Origin of the sequence: Pseudomonas sp. L13, assembly GCF_009935965.1 — a bacterium.
In the GTDB taxonomy this organism is placed as follows: Bacteria; Pseudomonadota; Gammaproteobacteria; order Pseudomonadales; family Pseudomonadaceae; genus Aquipseudomonas; species Aquipseudomonas lactis.
Window position 1 is genome coordinate 173,700 of sequence record NZ_QODJ01000003.1, and the last position, 21,425, is coordinate 195,124.

Below are 21,425 nucleotides of genomic sequence, written 5' to 3' on the forward strand. Positions count from 1 at the left end.
GCGGGCCTCGGCTTTCTGTAGGGGCGAGCTTGCTCGCTCCTACAGAAGAGGGCGATGGACGCCATCACTGCCACCACCCATCCCCAGATGAACCCCACTTGTCCGCGACATGATGTCCTTTCATATGCCATCTAAAACCCATTGGGTTAGAATGCCCTCCTTTTCTGCCCCCGATCCTTGAGGACCGCCATGTTCAGCCGTGATTTGACTATTGCCAAGTACGACGCCGATCTCTTCGCCGCCATGGAGCAAGAAGCCGTGCGCCAGGAAGAGCACATTGAGCTGATCGCTTCGGAAAACTACACCAGCCCTGCGGTGATGGAGGCTCAAGGTTCGGTTTTGACCAACAAGTACGCCGAAGGCTACCCAGGCAAGCGCTACTACGGTGGCTGCGAGTACGTCGACGTGGTTGAGCAGTTGGCCATCGACCGTGCAAAAGAGCTGTTCGGCGCCGATTACGCCAACGTCCAGCCACACGCCGGTTCCCAAGCCAACAGCGCCGTGTACCTGGCCCTGCTGCAAGGCGGCGACACCATCCTGGGCATGAGCCTGGCCCACGGCGGTCACTTGACCCACGGCGCCACGGTTTCGTCCTCCGGCAAGCTGTACAACGCCGTTCAGTACGGTATCGATGCCAACGGCCTGATCGACTACGACGAAGTCGAGCGTCTGGCCGTCGAACACAAGCCAAAAATGATCGTGGCCGGTTTCTCTGCCTACTCGCAGATCCTGGATTTCCCACGCTTCCGTGAAATCGCCGACAAGGTCGGTGCCTACCTGTTCGTCGACATGGCCCACGTGGCCGGTCTGGTGGCTGCAGGCGTTTACCCGAACCCAGTGCCTTACGCTGACGTGGTCACCACCACGACCCACAAGACCCTGCGCGGTCCACGTGGCGGCCTGATCCTGGCGCGTGCCAACGCCGAGATCGAGAAGAAGCTCAACTCCGCCGTTTTCCCGGGCGCCCAAGGCGGCCCGCTGGAGCACGTGATCGCGGCCAAGGCGATCTGCTTCAAGGAAGCACTGCAGCCTGAGTTCAAGACCTACCAGCAGCAAGTGGTCAAGAACGCCAAGACCATGGCCAGTGTGTTCATCGAGCGCGGTTTTGACGTGGTGTCCGGCGGTACCGAAAACCACCTATTCCTGCTGTCGCTGATCAAGCAGGACATTTCCGGTAAAGATGCTGACGCTGCCCTGGGCAAAGCCTTCATCACCGTGAACAAAAACTCCGTGCCGAACGACCCACGTTCGCCGTTCGTCACCTCCGGCCTGCGCTTCGGCACTCCGGCAGTGACCACCCGTGGCTTCAAGGAAGCCGAGTGCAAGGAACTGGCCGGCTGGATCTGCGACATCCTGGCAGACCTGAACAACGAAGCCGTGATCGACGCGGTACGTGAGAAGGTCAAGGCCATCTGCAAGAAGCTGCCGGTATACGGCGCGTAATACCAAGAAGCCCACTGTAGGAGCGAGCTTGCTCGCGAAAAACGTCAACGATAACGCGTGCATCTAGGGTGCACGCGTTGCCTGTGAGTTCTTCGCGAGCAAGCTCGCTCCTACACGTGGGCTTTTTTATGCCGATTTCAATTTGAAACAGGGTCTAGTGTGGGAGCTGGCTTGCCTGCGATGGCGGTTTTGCAGTCAGCCCATCAGTGATTGACCCACCGCTATCGCAGGCAAGCCAGCTCCCACATTGGAGTGCATTTCAAGCCGGGTTTATTGGTAGACCCGCTCAAAGCCTTGGCGAATCTTGTCTTCGGGCAGTTCATCGGCAATAAACACGATCACACTCTCCCGCGCCTCGCCCTCGGCCCATTCGGTATCCCAGTCGAAGCCATACAGCTTCAGCACACCCTGGAACACCATGCGTCGATCCTCCCCGGCAATATTCAATACCCCTTTGTAGCGCAGCAGTTGCTTACCATGATCTTCCAGCAGTTCATTCATGAACTCGCTGAGACGGTCGATATCCAGCGGCTGGTCGGTGCGCAGCACCAGGCTGGAAATACGGTCGACCGACGGCGCTGCACTCACCGGGCGCAGGCTCATGCCGGCGTTGAGATTGAAGCCGCGCACATCCAGCAACTCGGCCAAATCAATCTTGCCGTGGTCCACCACACGAATCGGCGCACGGCGGTTGATGCGGGTGAGGCGCTGGCTGAGGGCCTCGAAGGTGGCCTCGTCCACCAGGTCGCGCTTGCTCACCAGCAGGCGGTCGGCAAAGCCGATCTGGGCCTGGGCGATGGTCTGGGCCAGGTGATGCTCGGCGTGGGCCGCATCCACCAGGGTGATGATGCCGTCGAGGATATAGCGCTCGCGCAGTTCTTCGTCGATGAAGAAGGTCTGGGCCACCGGCGCCGGGTCGGCCAGGCCGGTGCATTCGATCACCAACCGGTCGAAGGCGATCTCGCCGCTGTCCAGGCGTTCAAGCAGCAGGTGCAGGGCTTTGGTCAGGTCGGTGTGGATGGTGCAGCACACGCAGCCGTTGGACAGGGTCATGACTTGCACCGGCTCGTCACCCAGCAGTTGGGTGTCGATACCGGCATCACTGAATTCGTTTTCGATCACGGCGATTTTCAAGCCGTGCTCGGCCTTGAGCAGGTGGCGCAGCAAGGTGGTCTTGCCGGCGCCGAGGAAGCCGCTGAGGATGGTGACGGGGATGGGAGAGGACAAAGAGATTCTCCTGAAAAATGGGGACGCAAAAACGACTGTAGGAGCGAGCTTGCTCGCGAAGAACGTCAACGATAACGCGTGCTGTCTGGATGCACGTGGTGTCCTTGGGTTTTTCGCGAGCAAGCTCGCTCCTACAGGTACAGCCGTTTTACCAACTTAGCAGCACTTGGGCCCACCCTTGCCGCCGTAACGGGCTTCCTGGCGTTCCCGGAAGAACGCCTTGTAGTCCATCACCGGCTTGTCCGGGTGTTTGGTTTGCATATGCTCGACGTAGGTGTCGTAGTCGGGCATGCCGACCATCAGGCGGGCGGCCTGACCGAGGTATTTACCGAGGCGACTGATGTCATTGAACATGTTTGCAATCCTCGTTTACGCGTCCGGTACAGCCTGGAACGGGGCTTCTTTATCCGTACGCTCTTTGTTGCCCCAGGCGGCGACACCCACCTTGAGCGCATAGAACAGGATGCTGAACACCACGAACAGGAACAGCGCCGTCAGCGTTGCGTTGGTGTAGGCGTTCCAGATCACGTGCTGCATCTGGTCGATGCTCTTGGCCGGAGCCAAAATCTGGCCGTTAGCCAGGGCATCGCTGTATTTCTTGGCCAGCGACAGGAAGCCGATCGCCGGGTTGGCGTCGAACAGCTTGATGAAGCCCGCAGTCGTGGTGCAGATCAACAGCCACACTGCTGGCAACATGGTCACCCAGATGTAGCGCTGGCGCTTCATTTTGATCAGCACAACGGTCGCCAGCATCAGCGCGATACCCGCCAGCATCTGGTTGGAGATACCGAACAGCGGCCACAAGGTGTTGATACCACCCAGCGGGTCGATCACGCCTTGGTACAGCAAGTAGCCCCACATAGCCACGCAACCGGCCGTGGCGATCAGGTTGGCGGTCCAGGACTCGGTACGTTTGAGCGCCGGCACGAACGAACCCAGCAGGTCTTGCAGCATGAAACGACCGGCACGGGTACCGGCGTCGACCGCCGTGAGGATGAACAGCGCTTCGAACAGGATTGCAAAGTGGTACCAGAACGCCATGGTGTTTTCACCCGGCAGCACACTGTGCAGGATCTGCGCGATACCCACCGCCAACGTCGGCGCACCGCCGGCACGCGCCAGGATGGTAGTTTCACCGATATCGTGGGCCACGGCAGAGAGGGCCTCAGGCGTAATGGCAAAGCCCCAACTGCTGACCGTCTGCGCCACGGTAACCACGTCGGTGCCGACAATGGCGGCCGGGCTGTTCATGGCGAAGTACACGCCCGGCTCGATCACCGAGGCGGCAACCATCGCCATAATGGCCACGAACGACTCCATCAGCATGCCGCCGTAACCGATGTAACGGGCATGGCTTTCACTGGCCAGCAACTTGGGCGTGGTACCCGAGGAGATCAGCGCATGGAAGCCCGAGACCGCGCCACAGGCAATGGTGATGAACAGGAATGGGAACAGGCCGCCCTTCCACACCGGGCCGGTGCCGTCGATGAACTGGGTGAGTGCCGGCATTTTCAGGTCAGGCATGGTGACCAGGATGCCAATCGCCAGGGCGATGATGGTGCCGATTTTCAGGAACGTCGACAGGTAGTCGCGAGGCGCCAGGATCAGCCACACCGGCAGCACAGCGGCCACGAAGCCGTAGCCGATCAGCATCCAGGTGATCTGGATACCGGTGAAGGTGAACGCCTTGGCCCACACCGGATCAGCGGCAATCTGCCCGCCCAGCCAGATCGAGCCCAGCAGCAACAGTACGCCGATGATCGAGATTTCACCGATGCGGCCCGGGCGGATGTAGCGCATGTAGATGCCCATGAACATCGCGATCGGGATGGTCGCCATCACCGTGAAAATGCCCCATGGGCTCTCGGCCAGGGCCTTGACCACGATCAGCGCCAACACCGCGAGGATGATGATCATGATCAGGAAGCAGCCGAACAGCGCGATGGTCCCGGGAATGCGGCCCATCTCTTCGCGAACCATGTCCCCCAGGGAACGGCCGTTGCGACGGGTGGACAGGAACAGGACCATGAAGTCTTGCACCGCACCGGCCAGCACCACCCCGGCAATCAGCCACAGGGTGCCGGGCAGATAGCCCATTTGCGCCGCCAGGACCGGGCCGACCAACGGGCCTGCACCGGCAATCGCCGCAAAGTGGTGACCGAAAAGAATGTGTTTGTTGGTCGGCACATAGTCCAGACCATCGTTGTTGACCACCGCAGGGGTTGCCCGCCGAGGGTCGAGTTGCATCACGTTGTTGGCGATGAACAGACTGTAGTAACGGTACGCAACCAGGTAGATGGCCACTGCAGCGACCACAATCCACAAGGCGTTGATCGCCTCGCCGCGGCGCAAGGCCACTACGCCCAGGGCGCACGCTCCTACAATTGCCAGCACTAGCCAGGGTAAGTGGCGTAGCAGGCTATTATTATTTTTCATTTTTATATTCCAGCCAGGGTGGACAGAAAGGACAGCCAGCCCGAGTTTAGCGCTACTGGCCTCAAAGGCCAGCCCCCTACGTTGGTCTAGAGCCTTCAACCGGTAAAAAAAGCCGAAATAATCGCCCCTTGATGGCCCCGGGCTACACTCCCCCCATTCACAGAGGGTTTTACCATGACCGAGCATGCGTCTGAACGTCGCCGTTTTCGCCGGATTGCCTTTGATGCCACGGCCGAACTTCGGCAAAACGGCAGCGAATGGCCGGTGAAACTGGTGGATTTATCACTCAAGGGATTGCTGGTGGAACGGCCTGACAACTGGAAGGGGAATAAAGCGCTGCCCTTTGACGTCGACATACGCCTGGACCAGAAGACGCATATAAAGATGCAAGCGCGGCTGACCCATGAAGATCATGGTCAGTTGGGCTTTGTGTGCAAGGACATTGATCTGGATTCGATCAGCCATTTGCGTAGGTTCGTTGAGTTGAACCTGGGTGATGAGCAAGAACTGGAGCGCGAACTGGGCGCCCTGCTGGAGATCTGAAACACACATCAATCAAAATGTGGGAGCAGGCAAGCCAGCTCCCACAGGGGTTCAGCAGTGTTGCGGATTATTCGAACAGGGCATCCAACGCCTGCTCCAGCCGCGTCACAGCGATGATCTGCAACCCCGGCGGCGCCTCCTTCGGGGCATTGCCCTTGGGCACAATCGCCCGTTTGAAGCCATGCTTGGCCGCTTCCTTCAACCGCTCCTGCCCACTCGGCACCGGGCGCACTTCGCCCGACAACCCCACCTCGCCAAACACCAGCAAGTCATGGGGCAACGGCCGGTTACGCAGGCTGGACATCACCGCCGCCATCAACGCCAGGTCGGACGCGGTCTCCAGCACCTTGACCCCGCCCACCACGTTAAGGAACACATCCTGGTCGTGGGTCGGAATGCCGCCATGCCGGTGCAGCACCGCCAGCAACATCGCCAGGCGGTTCTGGTCCAGGCCGAGCGTTACCCGCCGTGGGTTGGCCAAATGGCTGTCATCCACCAGCGCCTGGACTTCCACCAGCATCGGCCGGGTGCCTTCCCACGTCGCCATCACCACGCTGCCGGGGACTTCTTCCTGGGCGCGGGTGAGAAAAATCGCCGAGGGGTTCGAGACTTCTTTCAGCCCCCGGTCGGTCATGGCGAACACACCCAGTTCGTTGACGGCGCCAAAACGGTTCTTCACCGCCCGTAGCAGGCGCAGGCGACCGTCGGACTCCCCTTCGAAATACAGCACGGTGTCGACCATGTGTTCCAACACCCGTGGCCCGGCCAGTGCGCCTTCCTTGGTGACGTGGCCAACCAGGAAGATCGCCGTGCCGCTCTGCTTGGCGTAACGCACCAGTAGCGCCGCGCTTTCGCGCACCTGGGACACGCCGCCGGGTGCCGACTGCAGTTGTTCGGTGAAAATCGTCTGGATCGAGTCAATGACCATGACCTTGGGCTTTTCGATGCGCGCCGTGGCGATGATGCTTTCGATGCAGGTTTCGGTCATCACCCGCAACTGGTCCTGAGGCAAGCCCAGGCGCCGGGCGCGCATGGCCACTTGCTGCTGGGACTCTTCGCCGGTGACATACAGCGCTGGCATGCGGCTGGCGATGCTGCACAGGGTTTGCAGCAGGATCGTGGACTTGCCGATGCCAGGGTCACCGCCGATCAGCACCACCGAGCCGTCCACCAGGCCACCGCCCAAGACCCGGTCCAGTTCGCCGGAGGCGGTGGAAAAGCGCGGGATCTCTTCGACGCTGACTTCGGCCAGGGTCTTGATCTGCGCCTGTTGGCCGGTCCAGCCGGCACGGCCGGTAGGGGCTGCGGCACCGCCGCTCTCGATCATGGTTTCAGTCAAGGTGTTCCACGCACCGCATTCGGAGCACTGGCCCGCCCATTTGGGAAAGGTCGCGCCGCACTCTGTGCAGCCGTACATGCGCTTGGCCTTTGCCATATGAGAACCTCCAACCGAAAAAACGCGATGATAGCTCAGCGCGACGCTGGGGTCCGGATTTCGCCATTAGCCAAACGTGAAGCGCTGTTACCGACCGGGTCTTCGGCGTTCAGGTCGGCGCCCTTGGCTTGCAACTCACCCAGTAATTCGACGCGCTTGAACAGCCCGGCGTACATCGCAGCCGTCTGCCCCGCGCCATTACGTTGGTCGGGGTTGCAGTCAGTGGCCAACAAGCGCTGGGCGATTTTCAGCTCGCCTTTGAAGATGGCGCCCATCAACGCTGTGTTGCCGCGTTGATCCTGCACACAGGCGTCGGCGCCGGCATCGAGCAGACGCTCCACATACGGGCCCTGGCCGTGATAAGCAGCCAGGATCAACGCTGTGTAGCCCTTGTCGTCCTGGGTATTGAGGCCGTAGCCGGACTCAATGAAGGTGTTGAGCATGTCGAGGTCGCCACGCCGGGCGGCGTCGAAATAGTAGTCCTGCAACTGCGCCTTGAGCGCCACCGGGTCGGGGGACTCGGCATGGGCAGCGAAGGCCAGCATGGCCATCAGTAAACCGATAGAGATGCGCATAGGGTGTGCTCCTGCCAAAGGTCGACGCCCGTGAAGGCGCCGACCGCAACCAACGAATCAGTCAGTCAGTTTTTCCGCCAGCGCCTTCACGCGAGCCAGATCGCCCTTGGCGACCTTTGCCACGCCAGTGCCGTATTCCGGATCCGCCTTGTAGAGGAACGACAGGATGATGTGCTTGCTCTCGTCATCAGTGGTGGCCAATGAACCGCCGAAGTTGTTGATCAAGTCCTCGCGCTCTTTCTTGGTATAGGAACGGTACAGGTCACCGGCCTGCTTGAAGTTCTGCTCACGTTGGATCTTGGCCTGCTGGGTGCTGCCCGACAGCGGCGCCTGGCTGTAGCGTGCGGCTTGCGGCTCTTCACGTGGCAACAGGCGGCTTGGCTGGTAGTTCACGCCGGTGGTGGTCTTGCCGAAGTTCATCGCGCCGTCCTGGTTACCGTTGTTGACGGTGACCCGTGGAGCGTTGATCGGCAGTTGCAGGGCGTTGGCGCCCAGACGGTACATTTGCGTATCGGCATAGGAGAACACCCGGCCTTGCAGCAAGCGGTCTTCCGACGGCTCGATACCCGGTACCAGGTTGGCCGGGGCCATCGCCACTTGCTCGGTTTCCTGGAACACATTGGCCGGGTTGCGGTTCAGCACCATTTGCCCGACTTTGCGCTCGGGCACATTCGGCCAGATCTTGGTGGCATCCAGTGGGTCGAAATCAAACTTGGCCAGGTCTTCAGGCTTGAGCACCTGCACATACAAGTCCCACTTGGGGAAGTCGCCTTTGTTGATGTGCGTGACCAGATCGTTGGTCATATGGCTGTAGTCACGCCCCTGCACCTCGGTAACTTGCTTGGGATCAAGGTTCTTGATGCCCTGCAGGCTCTTCCAGTGGAACTTGACGTAGTGCACTTCACCTTTAGTGTTAATCAACTTGTAGGCATGTACGCCATTGCCGTCCATTTCGCGGTAACTGGCTGGGGTGCCGGAGTCCGAGTACAACTCGGTCAGTGTACGAGTGGACTCTGGAACATGGGAGAAGAAGTCGAAACGGCGCGAGTCATCGTCCAGGTTAGTGCGCGGGTCCGGTTTAAACGCATGGACCATGTCCGGAAACTTGATGGCATCGCGAATAAAGAACGTGGGGAAGTTATTGCCGACCAGGTCCCAGTTACCTTCGGCGGTATAGAACTTGGTAGCGAAGCCCCGTGGGTCCCGCAGGGTTTCCGGGGAGTGGTTGCCATGTACCACGGCCGAGAAGCGCACAAACACCGGTGTGGTTTCACCGGCGGCGAATACTTTGGCCTTGGTCAGGTCGCTGAGGTTATCGGTTACGGTGAAGGTGCCATGGGCGCCCGTGCCGCGCGCGTGCACCACGCGCTCCGGGATGCGTTCGCGATCGAAGCGCTGCAGCTTCTGGATCAGTTGCACATCCTGCAGCAGCACCGGGCCATTGGCGCCGGCGGTCTGGGAGTTCTGGTTATCGCCGACGTTGGCCCCGTTATCGCGGGTCAGGTTGGCGGCTTGCACGGAGAGGGACAGCAGGCTGGCAGTCACCAGTGCCAGCGCATGGCGCGCCGACACGGGCCTGCGGCTGATTGGAGTGTTCATCGAGGTTTCCTCTGGTTTTTTTAGCGCACATTCTGTTGTGCTTGTCAGAGGCTAGTGACCTGCGAGTCAGAAGATAAATAGAAAAACACCACAGGCCCGATTAAGAAAATAATCTGGTAACTCGCTGAAATAGCCGGTAATTCGCGCGCGACTGGTGGCACTTTGCAAACTATTTGCGATTTGATGTGTCGATAAAAACCGACAGTGTTAACAGTTGTGTCGAGCAAGTGCTGTTCGACTGAATTACACTGACCTCCACCCTCCTCAACTGTAACAAGGAATAACCTATGGGCGTGATCAGTGAGTTCAAGGCCTTCGCGGTCAAAGGTAATGTGGTCGACATGGCCGTCGGTATCATCATCGGTGCTGCCTTCGGCAAGATTGTTTCCTCATTTGTAGGCGACGTGATAATGCCTCCCATCGGCCTGCTGATCGGTGGCGTGGACTTTGCCGATCTGGCCGTCACGCTCAAGGCAGCACAGGGTGATGTACCCGCTGTTGTGCTGGCCTACGGCAAGTTCATCCAGAGCATCATCGACTTTGTGATCGTCGCGTTTGCAATCTTCATGGGCGTGAAGGCGATCAACCGTCTGAAGCGCGAAGAGGCCGTGGCCCCAAGCCTGCCGCCGACGCCGAGCAAAGAAGAAGTGCTGCTGGGCGAGATCCGCGATCTGCTCAAGGCACAGAACAACAAGCCGCTTTAACCTGCGGATGCAAAAAAGGCGCCTCGTAAGGCGCCTTTTTTCTACCAGTAGTTTTCTACCGCCACCTGGCCAGGCCGTCGGCTCAGGCTCAGTTGCATGTCCCGCTGCTTGAGCAACTGGCGCGTGTCATCGACCATCTGCGGGTTGCCGCAAATCAGTACGCGCGAATCCTGCGCCGTCAGTTCCACGCCCGCCGCCCGCTCCAACTCACCATTTTCTATCAAGGCCGTAATACGCCCGTTCAACGCGCCCGGATGCAGCTCGCGGGTGACGATGGGAATGTAGGTGAGCTTGTGGGCGTAGTCGGCCAGGTACTCACGCTCACCCAGTGTGTTGATCAGCGACTGGTAGGCCAGTTCCTTGGCTTCCCGGGCGCTGTACACCAGGATGATGCGCTCGAATTTCTCCCATACCTCGAAGTCCTGCAGCATCGACAGGAACGGCGCAATGCCCGTACCGGTTCCCAGCAACCACAGGTCGCGCCCGTCGACAAAGCGGTTGAGGGTCAGAAAACCGGTGGCCTGGCGCTCTACCAGTAAGGTATCGCCCACCTTCAGGCGGCTCAGTTCACTGGTGAACTCACCGCCGGGGACCACGATGGAAAAGAAATCCAGATGCTCGTCAAACGGCGAAGACACGATGGAATAGGCACGCCACACGGTGCTGCCATCCGCCTTGGTAACGCCCAGGCGCACGAACTGGCCGGCGGTAAAACGAAAACCGGCATCGCGGGTGGTGCGCAGGGTGAACAGGCTGGGGGTCAGCGATTGCACATCGAGCAGGGTCTGGCGGGTAAATTTCTCAGCACTGGCCGTCATGGGGGGCTCCGTTTTGCACAGGCCTTTAGTGTCCCTCAAAACAGACCGCGCAAACACCGATGATTGGTACTGGCTTTGCAATCGCTGAAGGCCCGCGCAGCTGGCCCGCGCGTTTTTGAGCCAGCCAGGGGCTACACCATGGGCGCCTCAGTGGAACTAATTATTTGGCTATTAATGCACCCCGAACACCTCACTAGATGAAACAGCACTTACAACGACATCATTTTGATACTGTTTTTAAGACATTAAAAACGTTGAAAAAACTTCCACTGCCAAGTGCCCTTATACAAAACTCCAAGCCTTGTACAAAACCGGCGTGCGAAACAAACCCTGTAAGTAAAATATTTTTCAGACTCAGTTGTAGGACTTCCCCTACACTTGTTTTCGAGTTGCATTGGGAGATCAGGACGTACCCAAGTCACACAGAAACCTATGGAGAGTCATCGATGGTCAATTGGCATAACACCCGGCTGCCCAAGCTGGAAGGCGAGAGTGAAATCACCAGTGTGTTTGAGATGGTGATTAACCACACCTATGAACTGGGTTTCGAATATTGCTCTTTTACGATGAGCTCCCAGTCACAAGACACTCAAACAAAACCCATTCTATTTAGTAACTATCCAAACGAATGGAGCCACATTTATAAACAAGCACACTACTTCGATGTAGACCCCGTTGTAACCCACTGCAAAAGTTCGGTACTGCCCATTCTCTGGGAGCAAAAAACCTTTGCCAACACCCCCCAGTTGTGGGAGCTGGCTCAGTCCTGCGGGGTGCATTTAGGCTGGACCCAAGCCGTGCATGATTTCCAGGGTGTATTCAGCATGCTGACCCTGGTTCGCAGCAAGGGCGAGGTCAGCCCGCAAGAGCTTTACGAAAAAGCCGGCCAGGTATTGTGGCTTTGCCATGCAATGCATGCGGTCGTCGCGCAGAAGTACGCCGACGCGCCCGAGATCAAAGCGCCCAGCAAATTGACCGCCCGGGAAACGGAAATCCTCAAGTGGTCTGCGATGGGCAAGACTGCTTCCGAGATCGCCGCGATTCTTTGCCTGTCCGAACGCACCGTGGGCTTTCATATCAGCAGTACCTTCAAGAAGCTGGGCGTGCATAACAAGATCCAGGCCGTGCTGCGCGCCGCTAAAGCCGGCCTGTTTTAGCCTACGCAAAACACCGCATGTCATCGCGTTGAAAAAAACGTAACATTTACGGCCAATTCTGAGTGTTGAGGGTGCGCTTTCCACGGTTGCCCCGCCGTTCACTCAGAAGGTCCGTCGATTACCCAGAGCCTTGCCCCACCATGCCCCTGCTTGACAGCCCTTTCGCACAGCTCGACCTGATTCGTCAGCCAGAGCAACACAATGATCCGCTGCAAGCCTTCGATGCCGCCGACGAATACCTGCTCAGCCACCTCGCCGCGCAGCAGCCTACTGCCGCCACCCGCGCGCTGGTCCTCAATGACAGCTTCGGCGCCCTGGCGGCCAGCCTCCAAGGCCAGGTGCAGGTGACCTCCAGCGGTGACTCGTTCCTCGCAGCCCAGGGCCTGGAAAAAAACCTGGTGCGCAACGGCAAACCCTTTGATGCCGTGCCCTTCATACCGGCCAGCCAGCTCGCGACCGGGCCGTTCGATCGCGTGTTGATCCGCGTACCGAAAACCCTGGCGTTGCTGGAAGAACAATTGATTCGCCTGCAAGGGCAACTGGCGCCCGGCGCCGAGGTGATCGCAGGTGCGATGGTCAAGCATTTGCCCCGGGCCGCAGGCGAGTTGCTGGAGCGTTACATCGGCCCCATGCACGCCTCATTGGCGGTCAAAAAGGCGCGGCTGTTGATCGCCAGCGTCGAGGCCCGCCCTGCTGCGGTCTCGCCCTACCCGACCCGCTATACCCTGGATGCGCCGGTCATCGAGTTGCTCAACCACGCCAACGTGTTTTGCCGCGAAGGTCTGGACATCGGCACCCGTGCCTTCCTGCCGCATCTGCCAAAAAACCTCGGCACTGCCCGCGTGGCGGACCTGGGCTGCGGCAACGGCGTACTGGCTATTGCCAGCGCCCTGCACAACCCTAATGCGCATTACACCTTGGTGGATGAGTCGTACATGGCGGTGCAATCGGCCGCCGAAAACTGGCAAGCCGCCTTGGGTGAACGGGACGTCACCGTGCAGGCCGGCGACGGCCTGGCCGGCCAGGAGCCGCAGTCGCTGGACGTGGTGCTGTGCAACCCACCGTTCCACCAACAACAAGTGGTCGGTGACTTCCTGGCCTGGCGCATGTTCCAGCAGGCACGCGAAGCGCTGGTGGTCGGCGGCGCCTTGTACATCGTCGGGAATCGTCACCTGGGCTACCACAGCAAGCTGGCGCGGCTGTTCCGTGGCGTCGAGCAAGTAGCGGCCACGCCCAAGTTTGTCATCCTCAAAGCGCGAAAATAAAAAAAACCCTGCTTACGTGTAGGAGCGAGCTTGCTCGCGAAAAACGTCAACGATAACGCGTGCTTCCTGAATAAACGCGGCGTCTGTGAGTTTTTCGCGAGCAAGCTCGCTCCTACACGTGGGGGTCAGTGCGTGCTCAGGCCTGCCGCATTCATGAACATGCGCATCAGGCTGGCCACCACGAACAGGGCCAGCACGCTGCCGGTCCAGATCATCGCCAGCCACCCAAGCCGGCGCCACAACGGCTGCTTCTCGGCCTGTTCAATCTCGTGCAACGAAGGTTTGGACATGTTTCAACCCTCCTAGTGATAGCCGTCTTCGTGGGTGACCTTGCCGCGGAATACGTAGTAGCTCCAGAAGGTGTAGCCCAGGATGAACGGGATGATGAACAGCGTGCCCACCAGCATGAAGCCCTGGCTTTGCGGCGGCGCGGCGGCATCCCAGATCGACACGGACGGCGGGATGATATTGGGCCACAGGCTGATCCCCAGGCCGCTGTAGCCGAGGAAAATCAGCACCAGCGTCAACAGGAACGGCGTGTAGTGCGCGTTACGTGCCACGGCGCGGATCAACCCGTACATGGTGACCAGCACCAGGATCGGCACCGGCAGGAACCAGAACAGGTTCGGCAGGGTAAACCAGCGCGAGGCGATTTCCGGGTGGGTCAGCGGCGTCCAGATGCTGACGATGCCGATCACCGCCAACACCACGAAGGCCAAAGGCCGCGCCAGGTTGTGCATCTGCTCCTGCAACTTGCCTTCGGTCTTCATGATCAGCCAGGTGCAGCCGAGCAAGGCATACGCCACGATCAGCGCCACGCCGCAGAACATCGTGAACGGCGTGAGCCAGTCCAGTGAGCCACCGGCGAACTGGCGGTCCACCACCGGGATGCCGTCGATAAAGGCGCCCAGTGCCACGCCCTGGAAGAAAGTCGCCGCCAGCGAGCCGCCAATAAACGCCTTGTCCCACAGGTGACGCTTGTGGTCCTTGGCCTTGAAGCGGAACTCAAAGGCCACGCCGCGGAAGATCAGCCCGATCAGCATCAGGATCAGCGGCAGGTACAGCGCCGACAACACCACCGAATAGGCCAGCGGGAACGCGCCGAACAACGCCGCGCCGCCGAGTACCAGCCAGGTTTCGTTGCCGTCCCATACGGGCGCCACGGTGTTCATCATCACGTCACGGTCGACTTTGCCCGGAATAAACGGGAAAAGAATGCCGATCCCCAGGTCGAAGCCGTCCATGACCACGTACATCATGATGCCGAAGATGATGATCACGGCCCAGATCAGCGGAAGATCAATACCCATCTCAATTCCCCTTGTGCTGGATGTGGTCGTGGTCGTTATCACTGCCATCGTCGGCAGCAGACAACGGACGCGCCGGGGTGCGTTTCTGACCAGGGCCACCATGGGCCGGCTCGGTACTGTCGTGGGTCACGGGGCCTTTGCGCACCAGGCGCATCATGTAACCCAGGCCCGCGCCGAACAGCGCGAAGTACACCACCACGAACAACACCAGGGTAATGGTCATCTGCGTCAGGCTATGCCCGGAGGAGGCATCCGCCGTGCGCATCAACCCGTAGACCACCCAGGGCTGGCGACCGATTTCGGTGGTGAACCAGCCGGCCAGAATCGCAATCAGGCCAGACGGGCCCATCCACAACGCCAGGTACAGGAATGGCTTGGATGTGTACATCTTGTCGCCCCGGCGCAGCCACAGGCTGAACAGACCGGTGAAGATCATCAGGAACCCCAGGCCAACCATGACCCGGAACGACCAGAACACAATGGTCGAGTTGGGCCGGTCTTCAGGCGGAAACTCCTTGAGCGCCGGCACTTGCTTGTCGAGGGAGTGAGTCAGAATCAGGCTGCCCAGGTACGGAATCTCGACCGCGTATTTGGTTTTCTCGGCTTTCATGTCCGGCCAGCCGAACAGGATCAGCGGCGTGGGCTCGTTGCCGATATTTTCCCAGTGACCTTCAATCGCCGCGATTTTGGCCGGCTGATGCTTGAGGGTATTGAGGCCGTGGAAGTCGCCAATCACCGCCTGGATAGGCGCAACGATCAGCGCCATCCACATCGCCATCGAGAGCATTTTGCGGATCGCCGGGTTGTCCTTGCCGCGCAGCAGGTGCCAGGCCGCCGACGAGCCGACGAAGAACGCCGTGGCAACAAAAGCAGCCGTGGCCATGTGCATCAGGCGGTAGGGGAACGACGGGTTGAAGATCACTGCCAGCCAGTCGGTCGGGATCACGCGGCCATCGATGATTTCAAAACCCTGGGGCGTCTGCATCCAGCTGTTGGAGGCAAGAATCCAGAACGTGGAGATCAACGTACCCACGGCCACCATCACCGTGGCAAAAAAGTGCAGCTTGCGCCCCACCTTGTTCCAGCCAAACAACATCACGCCCAGGAAACCGGCCTCGAGGAAGAAGGCCGTGAGCACTTCGTACGTCAGCAACGGCCCGGTGACAGAGCCGGCGAAGTCCGAGAAGCGGCTCCAGTTGGTGCCGAACTGGTAGGCCATAACCAGGCCCGATACCACACCCATGCCGAAGTTGACGGCAAAGATCTTCGACCAGAAATGGTAGAGGTCACGGTAGGTGTCGTTGTGGGTCTTGAGCCACAAGCCCTCCAGCACCGCAAGGTAACTGGCCAGGCCGATGGTGATCGCCGGGAACAGGATGTGGAATGAGATGGTGAACGCGAATTGAATTCGGGCGAGATCTAGCGCCTCCAAACCGAACATAAGTCTTCCTCTGTCAGGTAATACCGGCTGCTGGCTGGGAGCCTGCACCCACTGCCCCCACGGATATGGAGTGTGGCGAATTTCAATTCGTTTCTTTTATTACCCATCGCGTGGGGAATCTGGCCTTGCGGCCGCCAGAGCAATTCCGGGGCAGGTTTTGATCTGGATCAAGCATCGTTGAAAGAGTAGTCCCATTTTTGCTGTAGGACTGTGTGGTCTTTTGCCGCGTGACAGCTTGCCTCAGCTCAGTTCTTGCAACTATTTGTTACAGCTTGATGCTAATCTCGCCATTCTCCCGTTGCCGACCTGATTGCCGATGCCCAGTGAACCTGCGTTGCTGTTACGTCACCACCGCCCTTTCATCGCGTTCTGGCTGGCGCGGATCTTTACCGCCAGCGGCTTCCAGATGCTCACCGTGGCGATCGGCTGGAACCTCTACCAACTGACCGGCAATGTGCTGGACCTGGGCCTGGTCGGCCTGGTGGAATTCATACCGCGCGTGCTGTTCATGCTGCACACCGGGCACGTGGCGGATCGCTATGAGCGCCGCCGGGTCGCAGCCATCTGCCAGACCTTGCAGGCGCTGATTGCCTTGACCCTGGCCATCGGTGGCCTGACCGGCAACGTGACCCGCGAGATGATCTTTATCCTCGCCTTCTTGCTGGGCGCCGCCCGTTCATTTGAAATGCCCACCACCCAGGCGTTGTTGCCGAGCATCGTGCCCAGCGCGCTGTTCCCCCGCGCCGTGGCCGCCTCGCAATCGGCCCAGCAACTGGCGACCATCGTCGCACCGGCCTTGGGCGGCCTGCTTTACGCGTTTGGCAGCGTGTGGGTGTACGGCCCCACCGTGGCGCTGTACCTGATCGCCTGCGTGCTGACCCTGAACCTGCCCGCACGCCAGACTCCGCTAAACAAAGCCAAGGCCACCATGGACTCGCTGCTGGCCGGCATTCGTTTTATCCGCAGCCGCCCGGACATTCTCGGCGCCATCTCCCTGGACCTGTTTGCCGTGCTGCTGGGCGGCGCCACCGCGCTGTTGCCGGTGTTCGCCAAGGACATCCTGCTGACCGGCGCCTGGGGCCTGGGCCTGCTGCGGTCGGCACCGGCCGTGGGCGCGCTGCTGATGTCGTTATGGCTGGCGCGCTTTTCGGTGGACCGCCAAGTGGGCCGCGTGATGTTCACCGCCGTCGGCGTGTTCGGGGTGGCAACCATCGCCTTCGGCCTGTCGACCTCGTTCTGGTTTTCCCTGGCGGTGCTGGTGGTATTGGGCGCGGCGGACATGATCAGCATGGTGATCCGTGCGTCGTTCGTGCAGTTGGAAACGCCAGATGAAATGCGCGGGCGGGTGAGCGCGGTCAATGGCCTGTTTATCGGCGCGTCCAATCAGTTGGGCGAGTTCGAGTCCGGGATTACTGCCCACTGGTTTGGGACGGTGCCTGCGGTGGTGATGGGCGGGGTTGGCACGCTGGTGGTGACCGGGGTGTGGATCAAGCTGTTCCCGACTCTGGCCAACCGTGATCGCATGCATGTGCCGGTGGAAGAAACCAAGTTATAGGCGTCACCGCCATATCCTGTGGGAGCCGGGCTTGCCCGCGATAGCGGTGTATCAGGCAACTTGCTGGTGGCTGATACACCGCTATCGCAGGCAAGCCAGCTCCCCCATTGGAGCTTCATTGGTCTGAAGGTTTGCGCTACAACACCTTATCCAAGGTAATCGGAAACTCCCGAACCCGCTTGCCGGTGGCGTGGTAAACCGCATTCGCCACCGCCGCCGCCACCCCGACAATGCCGATTTCCCCCACGCCCTTGGACCCGAGCGCGTTGACGATCTCGTCGTGCTCTTCGACAAACAGCACGTCAATCTCGCCGATATCGGCGTTCACCGGGATGTGGTACTCGGCCAGACTGTGGTTCATGTAGCGCCCCAGTTGATGGTCGACCTGGGTCTCTTCATGCAGGGCCATGCCAACGCCCCAGACCACGCCGCCGAGGATCTGGCTGCGGGCCATCTTGGGGTTGACCACGCGTCCGGCGGCAATGGCGCTGACCACACGGCTGACCTTGATGGTGCCCAGGTCTTCATCCACCCGCACTTCGACGAACACCGCCGAGTGAGTAGCGCTGGCATAACCCTCGCGCTTCTTGTCGGGCTGGCTGTCGACCTGTACCTCCAGGGCCTCTTCACCGCTGTCCTTGACCAATTGCGCCAACGACACGCTCACGTCACCGCTGTGTAGCTGGCCGTCTTCAAACCGAACCGCTTCGGCATCCTTGAACACCGGATAAGTCTGCCGGGCGATCTCCAGCAACTTGGCATTCAGCGCTTCACAGGCTTGCTGCACGGCGGTGCCGACGGACGAGACGGTAAATGAGCCGCCCTGCAACGGCGCGGTGGGCAACGACGAATCGCCCAGCACAAAACGCACGTCGGCCATCGCCACGCCACTGGCCTGGGCGGCGATCTGGGTCATCACGGTGTAGGTGCCGGTGCCAATGTCGGTGGTGGCGCTGCTGACGGTGAGCGTGCCCTCGGCATCGAGGCGCGCCTTGGCGCTGGCCTTCATCTGCATGGCTTCCCACACGCCGCCGGCCATGCCCCAGCCGATCAACTGGCGGCCGTCGCGCATGCTGCGCGGTTCCGGGTTGCGCTGGTGCCAGCCGAAGCGTTCGGCGCCTTCGCTGTAGCACTCGCGCAGGGCCTTGCTCGACCAGGGTTTGTCTTCGTTCTGGTTACGTTCGGCGTAGTTGATCAGGCGCAATTGCACCGGGTCGATGGCCAGGGCGCAGGCCAGTTCGTCCATGGCGCACTCCAGGCCAAGCACACCTAGCGCGGCGCCGGGGGCGCGCATATCCAGCGGGGTAAACACATCCAACGGCGCCAGCTTGTACGTCAGTTGCACGTTGTCGCAGTGATAGAGCATGCCGCTCCACTCCACCACGTGCTCGCTGAAATCCTCGAAGCGCGACGTCTGACCAATCGCGGTATGCCCCAGCGCCAGCAAGCGCCCATTGGCGGCGGCGCCCATCTGCAAACGCTGCAAGGTGCGCGGGCGATAGCCGAAGGTGAACATCTGCTGGCGGGTCAGGGTAACGCGCACCGAGCGCTTGAGCGCCATGGCCGCCATCACCGCGAGCGGCAACTGGTATTGCGGGCGCAGGCCCGAACCAAAGGCGCCCCCGACAAAGGCAGCAAAGATGCGCACCTGGTGCTTGTCCAGGCCGAAGACTTTTTGCACGTAGGCCTGACAGTTCTGCGGGCCCTGGGTCTTGTCATGGATATGCAGGGTGCCGTCGGGCTGATACAGCACGGTGCTGGCGTGGGGCTCCATCGGGTTGTGATGCTCGATGGGCGTGCTGTAGTGCAAGTCCAGACTGATTGCGGCACCGGCCCATTCAGCCTCGAAGTTGCCTCGCGGTTTGGGTGGGGTCTGGGGCGACGGGTGCGCCGCCGCTTGCTGGGTGAGCAGGTCGGTTTCGAAGGCTTCAGGCGCGTAGTCGATTTGCACCAGCGAGCCGGCGTGCCGCGCCAGTTCGAGGTTATCGGCGATCACCAGGGCCAGGGGCTGGCCGCTGTAGAGCACGCGGTCGTTATACAGCGGGCGAAAAGGCGAGCCATCGGCCGCATCGGCATCGGCGAAGGCCTCATCGTAGCTGGCGATGTTTGGCCGATTGAGGTGATGGATCACGTCCACTACACCGGGCAACGCCAACGCCTTGGACGCATCGATGCGCACCACCCGGCCTTTGGCGATCGAACTCGACACCACACTGCCATGCAGCAGGCCGTCCTCGGGATATTCACCGGTATAGCGCGCTTGGCCGGTGACCTTGAGCAGACCGTCGACGCGGTCCAGGGGTTTGCCGATGGCGCTCATGGCTGTTCTCCTGCGACGGCGGCGTCGCTCAGGGCACGAATGATTGCGCGTCGCGCCAGCTTGACCTTGAAGCCGTTGTGTTCCAACGGTTCGGCGTCTTGCAGCAGGGCGTCGGCGGCGGCGCTGAAGGTTTCGCGGCTGACCGTGCGGCCGATCAGCAAGGCTTCCACTGCGCGATCACGCCAGGGTTTATGCGCCACACCGCCGAGGGCCAGGCGGGCGTCGATGATTTCATCACCGTCCAGCTCCAAGGCGGCAGCCACCGACACCAGGGCGAAGGCATAGGAGGCCCGGTCGCGGATTTTCAGGTAGTGGCTGTGGCGGGCCAGGTGATCGGCGGGCAGTTCAATCGCGGTGATCAACTCATCGTCGGCCAATTGGTTGTCACGTTGCGGCGCATCGCCTGGCAAGCGATGGAAGTCGGCGAACTCGATCATCCGCGCGCCGCCGCGTCCTTCTACATGCACCCGCGCCGCAAGCGCCGCCAGGGCCACGCACATGTCTGAAGGATGGGTGGCCACGCACTGTTCACTGGCGCCGAGGATCGCATGGATACGGTTCAAACCGTTGCGCGCCGGGCAGCCGCTGCCGGGCTGGCGCTTGTTGCACGGCACCGCGGCGTCGTAGAAGTAATAGCAACGGGTGCGCTGCAACAGGTTGCCGCCGGTACTGGCCATGTTGCGTAACTGCGGCGACGCCCCGGCGAGGATGGCCTGGGACAGCAACGGGTAACGCTGCTCGATCAGCGGGTGCCAGGCCAGGTCGGCGTTGCTCACCAGCGCACCGATACGCAAGCCACCTTCGGCGGTCTCTTGAATGTCATGCAGCGGCAAGCCGGTGATGTCGATCAGGTGCTCGGGATGGCTGATGTTTTCTTTCATCAGGTCCAGCAGGTTGGTGCCACCGGCGATAAAGCGCGAGGCGGCGCTGCTCATCTGCACGGCCTGCTGCACATCGGTCGGCCTGCTGTAGTGGAAGGGATTCATGACTCACCTCCCTGGCGACGGCAGGCCGGCAGCGCGTCTTCGATGGCATCGCGGATGTTGTTGTAGGCGCCGCAGCGGCACAGGTTGCCGCTCATCAATTCCTGGATCTGCGCACGGTCGTGGGCGCGGCCTTCATTGGCCAGGCCCACGGCGGAACAAATCTGGCCAGGGGTGCAATAGCCGCACTGGAACGCGTCGTGCTGGATAAAGGCCTGTTGCATGGGGTGCAGTTGGTCGCCGTCGGCCAGGCCTTCGATGGTGGTCAATTCGGCGCCGTCGCACATCACGGCCAGGGTCAGGCAGGCATTCACGCGTTTGCCGTCACGCAACACGGTGCAGGCGCCGCACTGGCCGTGGTCGCAGCCTTTTTTGCTGCCTACCAGGTCCAACTGTTCGCGCAACAAGTCCAGCAAGGTGGTCCAGGGCAACACGTTCAGTTGGCGAGCCTGGCCGTTGAGCGTCAGGCGTATCGGGTGGGCGACGAACGGCTGGGCCGCCGCGCCATTGGGGGTCGCGCTCATAAACACCTCACGGGTTGGTGTACGTCCGCGGCGTTCAGGAAAATCGCCGTCTCAAGGGGTACGACTTCCCGGGGTTTTGAGCGTTCAAGA

General features: G+C 60.6%; 19 protein-coding genes. 6 read left to right on the forward strand and 13 right to left on the reverse strand.

From position 1 onward, the window contains the following. Positions 1-189 precede the first annotated feature (189 nt). Positions 190-1,443 carry a serine hydroxymethyltransferase gene (gene glyA, locus DK871_RS03625; protein WP_003194304.1) on the forward strand — a complete coding sequence of 418 codons (1,254 nt, stop codon included), beginning with the start codon at positions 190-192 and terminating at the stop codon, positions 1,441-1,443. A gap of 270 nt (positions 1,444-1,713) precedes the next feature. Here glyA and yjiA read toward each other — a convergent pair whose 3' ends face one another. The 3 genes from yjiA to DK871_RS03640 all read right to left on the reverse strand — a co-directional run bounded on the left by yjiA (position 1,714) and on the right by DK871_RS03640 (position 5,106). Continuing rightward, entirely contained in the window at positions 1,714-2,670 is a 957-nt protein-coding gene (yjiA, locus tag DK871_RS03630) for a GTPase (protein WP_161904012.1), read from the reverse strand. 156 nt (positions 2,671-2,826) lie between these two features. Beyond that, a complete protein-coding gene (locus tag DK871_RS03635; RefSeq protein WP_003194308.1) occupies positions 2,827-3,024 on the reverse strand; it encodes a YbdD/YjiX family protein in 198 nt (65 codons plus the stop codon). Positions 3,025-3,039: 15 nt separating this feature from the next. Next, positions 3,040-5,106 carry a carbon starvation CstA family protein gene (locus DK871_RS03640; protein ID WP_003194310.1) on the reverse strand — a complete coding sequence of 689 codons (2,067 nt, stop codon included), beginning with the start codon at positions 5,104-5,106 and terminating at the stop codon, positions 3,040-3,042. 174 nt (positions 5,107-5,280) lie between these two features. On the opposite strand from DK871_RS03640, the gene DK871_RS03645 reads away from it, so the two are divergent. Then, a complete protein-coding gene (locus DK871_RS03645; protein WP_161904013.1) occupies positions 5,281-5,649 on the forward strand; it encodes a PilZ domain-containing protein in 369 nt (122 codons plus the stop codon). Between the two features lie 67 nt (positions 5,650-5,716). Here DK871_RS03645 and radA read toward each other — a convergent pair whose 3' ends face one another. Genes radA through katB form a run of 3 tightly spaced genes read right to left on the reverse strand, consistent with a single transcriptional unit; the run spans position 5,717 to position 9,258 of the window. Then, a complete protein-coding gene (radA, locus tag DK871_RS03650; protein ID WP_003194313.1) occupies positions 5,717-7,084 on the reverse strand; it encodes a DNA repair protein RadA in 1,368 nt (455 codons plus the stop codon). A 35-nt stretch (positions 7,085-7,119) separates the two neighbouring features. After that, positions 7,120-7,659 carry an ankyrin repeat domain-containing protein gene (locus DK871_RS03655; protein WP_161904014.1) on the reverse strand — a complete coding sequence of 180 codons (540 nt, stop codon included), beginning with the start codon at positions 7,657-7,659 and terminating at the stop codon, positions 7,120-7,122. 57 nt (positions 7,660-7,716) lie between these two features. Next, positions 7,717-9,258: a catalase KatB gene (gene katB / locus DK871_RS03660; protein WP_020301753.1), complete on the reverse strand. Its 1,542-nt coding sequence runs from the start codon at positions 9,256-9,258 to the stop codon at positions 7,717-7,719. 287 nt (positions 9,259-9,545) lie between these two features. Between katB and mscL the strand changes: the two genes are divergently transcribed. After that, on the forward strand, positions 9,546-9,962 hold the full coding sequence (gene mscL / locus DK871_RS03665; protein ID WP_019818024.1) for a large-conductance mechanosensitive channel protein MscL: 417 nt from the start codon (positions 9,546-9,548) through the stop codon (positions 9,960-9,962). A 41-nt stretch (positions 9,963-10,003) separates the two neighbouring features. Here the strand turns inward: mscL and DK871_RS03670 are convergent, their stop codons facing one another. Beyond that, positions 10,004-10,780: a ferredoxin--NADP reductase gene (locus tag DK871_RS03670; RefSeq protein ID WP_161904015.1), complete on the reverse strand. Its 777-nt coding sequence runs from the start codon at positions 10,778-10,780 to the stop codon at positions 10,004-10,006. 446 nt (positions 10,781-11,226) lie between these two features. Between DK871_RS03670 and DK871_RS03675 the strand changes: the two genes are divergently transcribed. Beyond that, a complete protein-coding gene (locus DK871_RS03675; protein ID WP_003194324.1) occupies positions 11,227-11,937 on the forward strand; it encodes a LuxR family transcriptional regulator in 711 nt (236 codons plus the stop codon). 140 nt (positions 11,938-12,077) lie between these two features. Next, entirely contained in the window at positions 12,078-13,202 is a 1,125-nt protein-coding gene (locus DK871_RS03680; RefSeq protein ID WP_161904016.1) for a class I SAM-dependent methyltransferase, read from the forward strand. Positions 13,203-13,327: 125 nt separating this feature from the next. Here DK871_RS03680 and DK871_RS03685 read toward each other — a convergent pair whose 3' ends face one another. Genes DK871_RS03685 through DK871_RS03695 form a run of 3 tightly spaced genes read right to left on the reverse strand, consistent with a single transcriptional unit; the run spans position 13,328 to position 15,953 of the window. Beyond that, positions 13,328-13,492, reverse strand: coding sequence for a DUF2474 domain-containing protein (locus DK871_RS03685; RefSeq protein ID WP_003194328.1), 165 nt, complete (start codon positions 13,490-13,492; stop codon positions 13,328-13,330). 12 nt (positions 13,493-13,504) lie between these two features. Next, the gene (gene cydB, locus DK871_RS03690) at positions 13,505-14,512 is read right to left on the reverse strand and encodes a cytochrome d ubiquinol oxidase subunit II (protein WP_014720024.1); all 1,008 of its coding nucleotides are present in this window, start codon (positions 14,510-14,512) and stop codon (positions 13,505-13,507) included. Position 14,513: 1 nt separating this feature from the next. Then, positions 14,514-15,953 carry a cytochrome ubiquinol oxidase subunit I gene (locus tag DK871_RS03695; RefSeq protein ID WP_044268827.1) on the reverse strand — a complete coding sequence of 480 codons (1,440 nt, stop codon included), beginning with the start codon at positions 15,951-15,953 and terminating at the stop codon, positions 14,514-14,516. Positions 15,954-16,269: 316 nt separating this feature from the next. Between DK871_RS03695 and DK871_RS03700 the strand changes: the two genes are divergently transcribed. Further along, positions 16,270-17,508, forward strand: coding sequence for an MFS transporter (locus DK871_RS03700; protein WP_161904017.1), 1,239 nt, complete (start codon positions 16,270-16,272; stop codon positions 17,506-17,508). A gap of 136 nt (positions 17,509-17,644) precedes the next feature. Here the strand turns inward: DK871_RS03700 and DK871_RS03705 are convergent, their stop codons facing one another. The 3 genes from DK871_RS03705 to DK871_RS03715 are packed head-to-tail and all read right to left on the reverse strand — an operon-like array spanning position 17,645 to position 21,335. Further along, entirely contained in the window at positions 17,645-19,828 is a 2,184-nt protein-coding gene (locus DK871_RS03705) for a xanthine dehydrogenase family protein molybdopterin-binding subunit (RefSeq protein ID WP_161904018.1), read from the reverse strand. Beyond that, positions 19,825-20,814, reverse strand: coding sequence for a xanthine dehydrogenase family protein subunit M (locus tag DK871_RS03710; protein ID WP_161904019.1), 990 nt, complete (start codon positions 20,812-20,814; stop codon positions 19,825-19,827). Before DK871_RS03710 ends, DK871_RS03705 begins: the two co-directional genes overlap by 4 nt. Beyond that, the gene (locus DK871_RS03715) at positions 20,811-21,335 is read right to left on the reverse strand and encodes a (2Fe-2S)-binding protein (protein WP_032895224.1); all 525 of its coding nucleotides are present in this window, start codon (positions 21,333-21,335) and stop codon (positions 20,811-20,813) included. The genes DK871_RS03710 and DK871_RS03715 overlap by 4 nt, the downstream gene beginning before the upstream one ends. Positions 21,336-21,425: the final 90 nt, after the last annotated feature.

Excerpts from the sequence above, each read along its gene's own strand:
- DK871_RS03705 (WP_161904018.1), bottom strand. The coding sequence starts at position 19,828 with ATGAGCGCCATCGGCAAACCCCTGGACCGCGTCGACGGTCTGCTCAAG.
- radA (WP_003194313.1), bottom strand. The coding sequence starts at position 7,084 with ATGGCAAAGGCCAAGCGCATGTACGGCTGCACAGAGTGCGGCGCGACC.
- DK871_RS03695 (WP_044268827.1), bottom strand. The coding sequence starts at position 15,953 with ATGTTCGGTTTGGAGGCGCTAGATCTCGCCCGAATTCAATTCGCGTTC.
- DK871_RS03655 (WP_161904014.1), bottom strand. The coding sequence starts at position 7,659 with ATGCGCATCTCTATCGGTTTACTGATGGCCATGCTGGCCTTCGCTGCC.
- DK871_RS03700 (WP_161904017.1), top strand. The coding sequence starts at position 16,270 with ATGCCCAGTGAACCTGCGTTGCTGTTACGTCACCACCGCCCTTTCATC.
- DK871_RS03645 (WP_161904013.1), top strand. The coding sequence starts at position 5,281 with ATGACCGAGCATGCGTCTGAACGTCGCCGTTTTCGCCGGATTGCCTTT.
- DK871_RS03635 (WP_003194308.1), bottom strand. The coding sequence starts at position 3,024 with ATGTTCAATGACATCAGTCGCCTCGGTAAATACCTCGGTCAGGCCGCC.
- katB (WP_020301753.1), bottom strand. The coding sequence starts at position 9,258 with ATGAACACTCCAATCAGCCGCAGGCCCGTGTCGGCGCGCCATGCGCTG.
- DK871_RS03715 (WP_032895224.1), bottom strand. The coding sequence starts at position 21,335 with ATGAGCGCGACCCCCAATGGCGCGGCGGCCCAGCCGTTCGTCGCCCAC.
- DK871_RS03670 (WP_161904015.1), bottom strand. The coding sequence starts at position 10,780 with ATGACGGCCAGTGCTGAGAAATTTACCCGCCAGACCCTGCTCGATGTG.
- DK871_RS03640 (WP_003194310.1), bottom strand. The coding sequence starts at position 5,106 with ATGAAAAATAATAATAGCCTGCTACGCCACTTACCCTGGCTAGTGCTG.
- DK871_RS03680 (WP_161904016.1), top strand. The coding sequence starts at position 12,078 with ATGCCCCTGCTTGACAGCCCTTTCGCACAGCTCGACCTGATTCGTCAG.
- DK871_RS03710 (WP_161904019.1), bottom strand. The coding sequence starts at position 20,814 with ATGAATCCCTTCCACTACAGCAGGCCGACCGATGTGCAGCAGGCCGTG.
- DK871_RS03685 (WP_003194328.1), bottom strand. The coding sequence starts at position 13,492 with ATGTCCAAACCTTCGTTGCACGAGATTGAACAGGCCGAGAAGCAGCCG.
- cydB (WP_014720024.1), bottom strand. The coding sequence starts at position 14,512 with ATGGGTATTGATCTTCCGCTGATCTGGGCCGTGATCATCATCTTCGGC.
- mscL (WP_019818024.1), top strand. The coding sequence starts at position 9,546 with ATGGGCGTGATCAGTGAGTTCAAGGCCTTCGCGGTCAAAGGTAATGTG.
- glyA (WP_003194304.1), top strand. The coding sequence starts at position 190 with ATGTTCAGCCGTGATTTGACTATTGCCAAGTACGACGCCGATCTCTTC.
- DK871_RS03675 (WP_003194324.1), top strand. The coding sequence starts at position 11,227 with ATGGTCAATTGGCATAACACCCGGCTGCCCAAGCTGGAAGGCGAGAGT.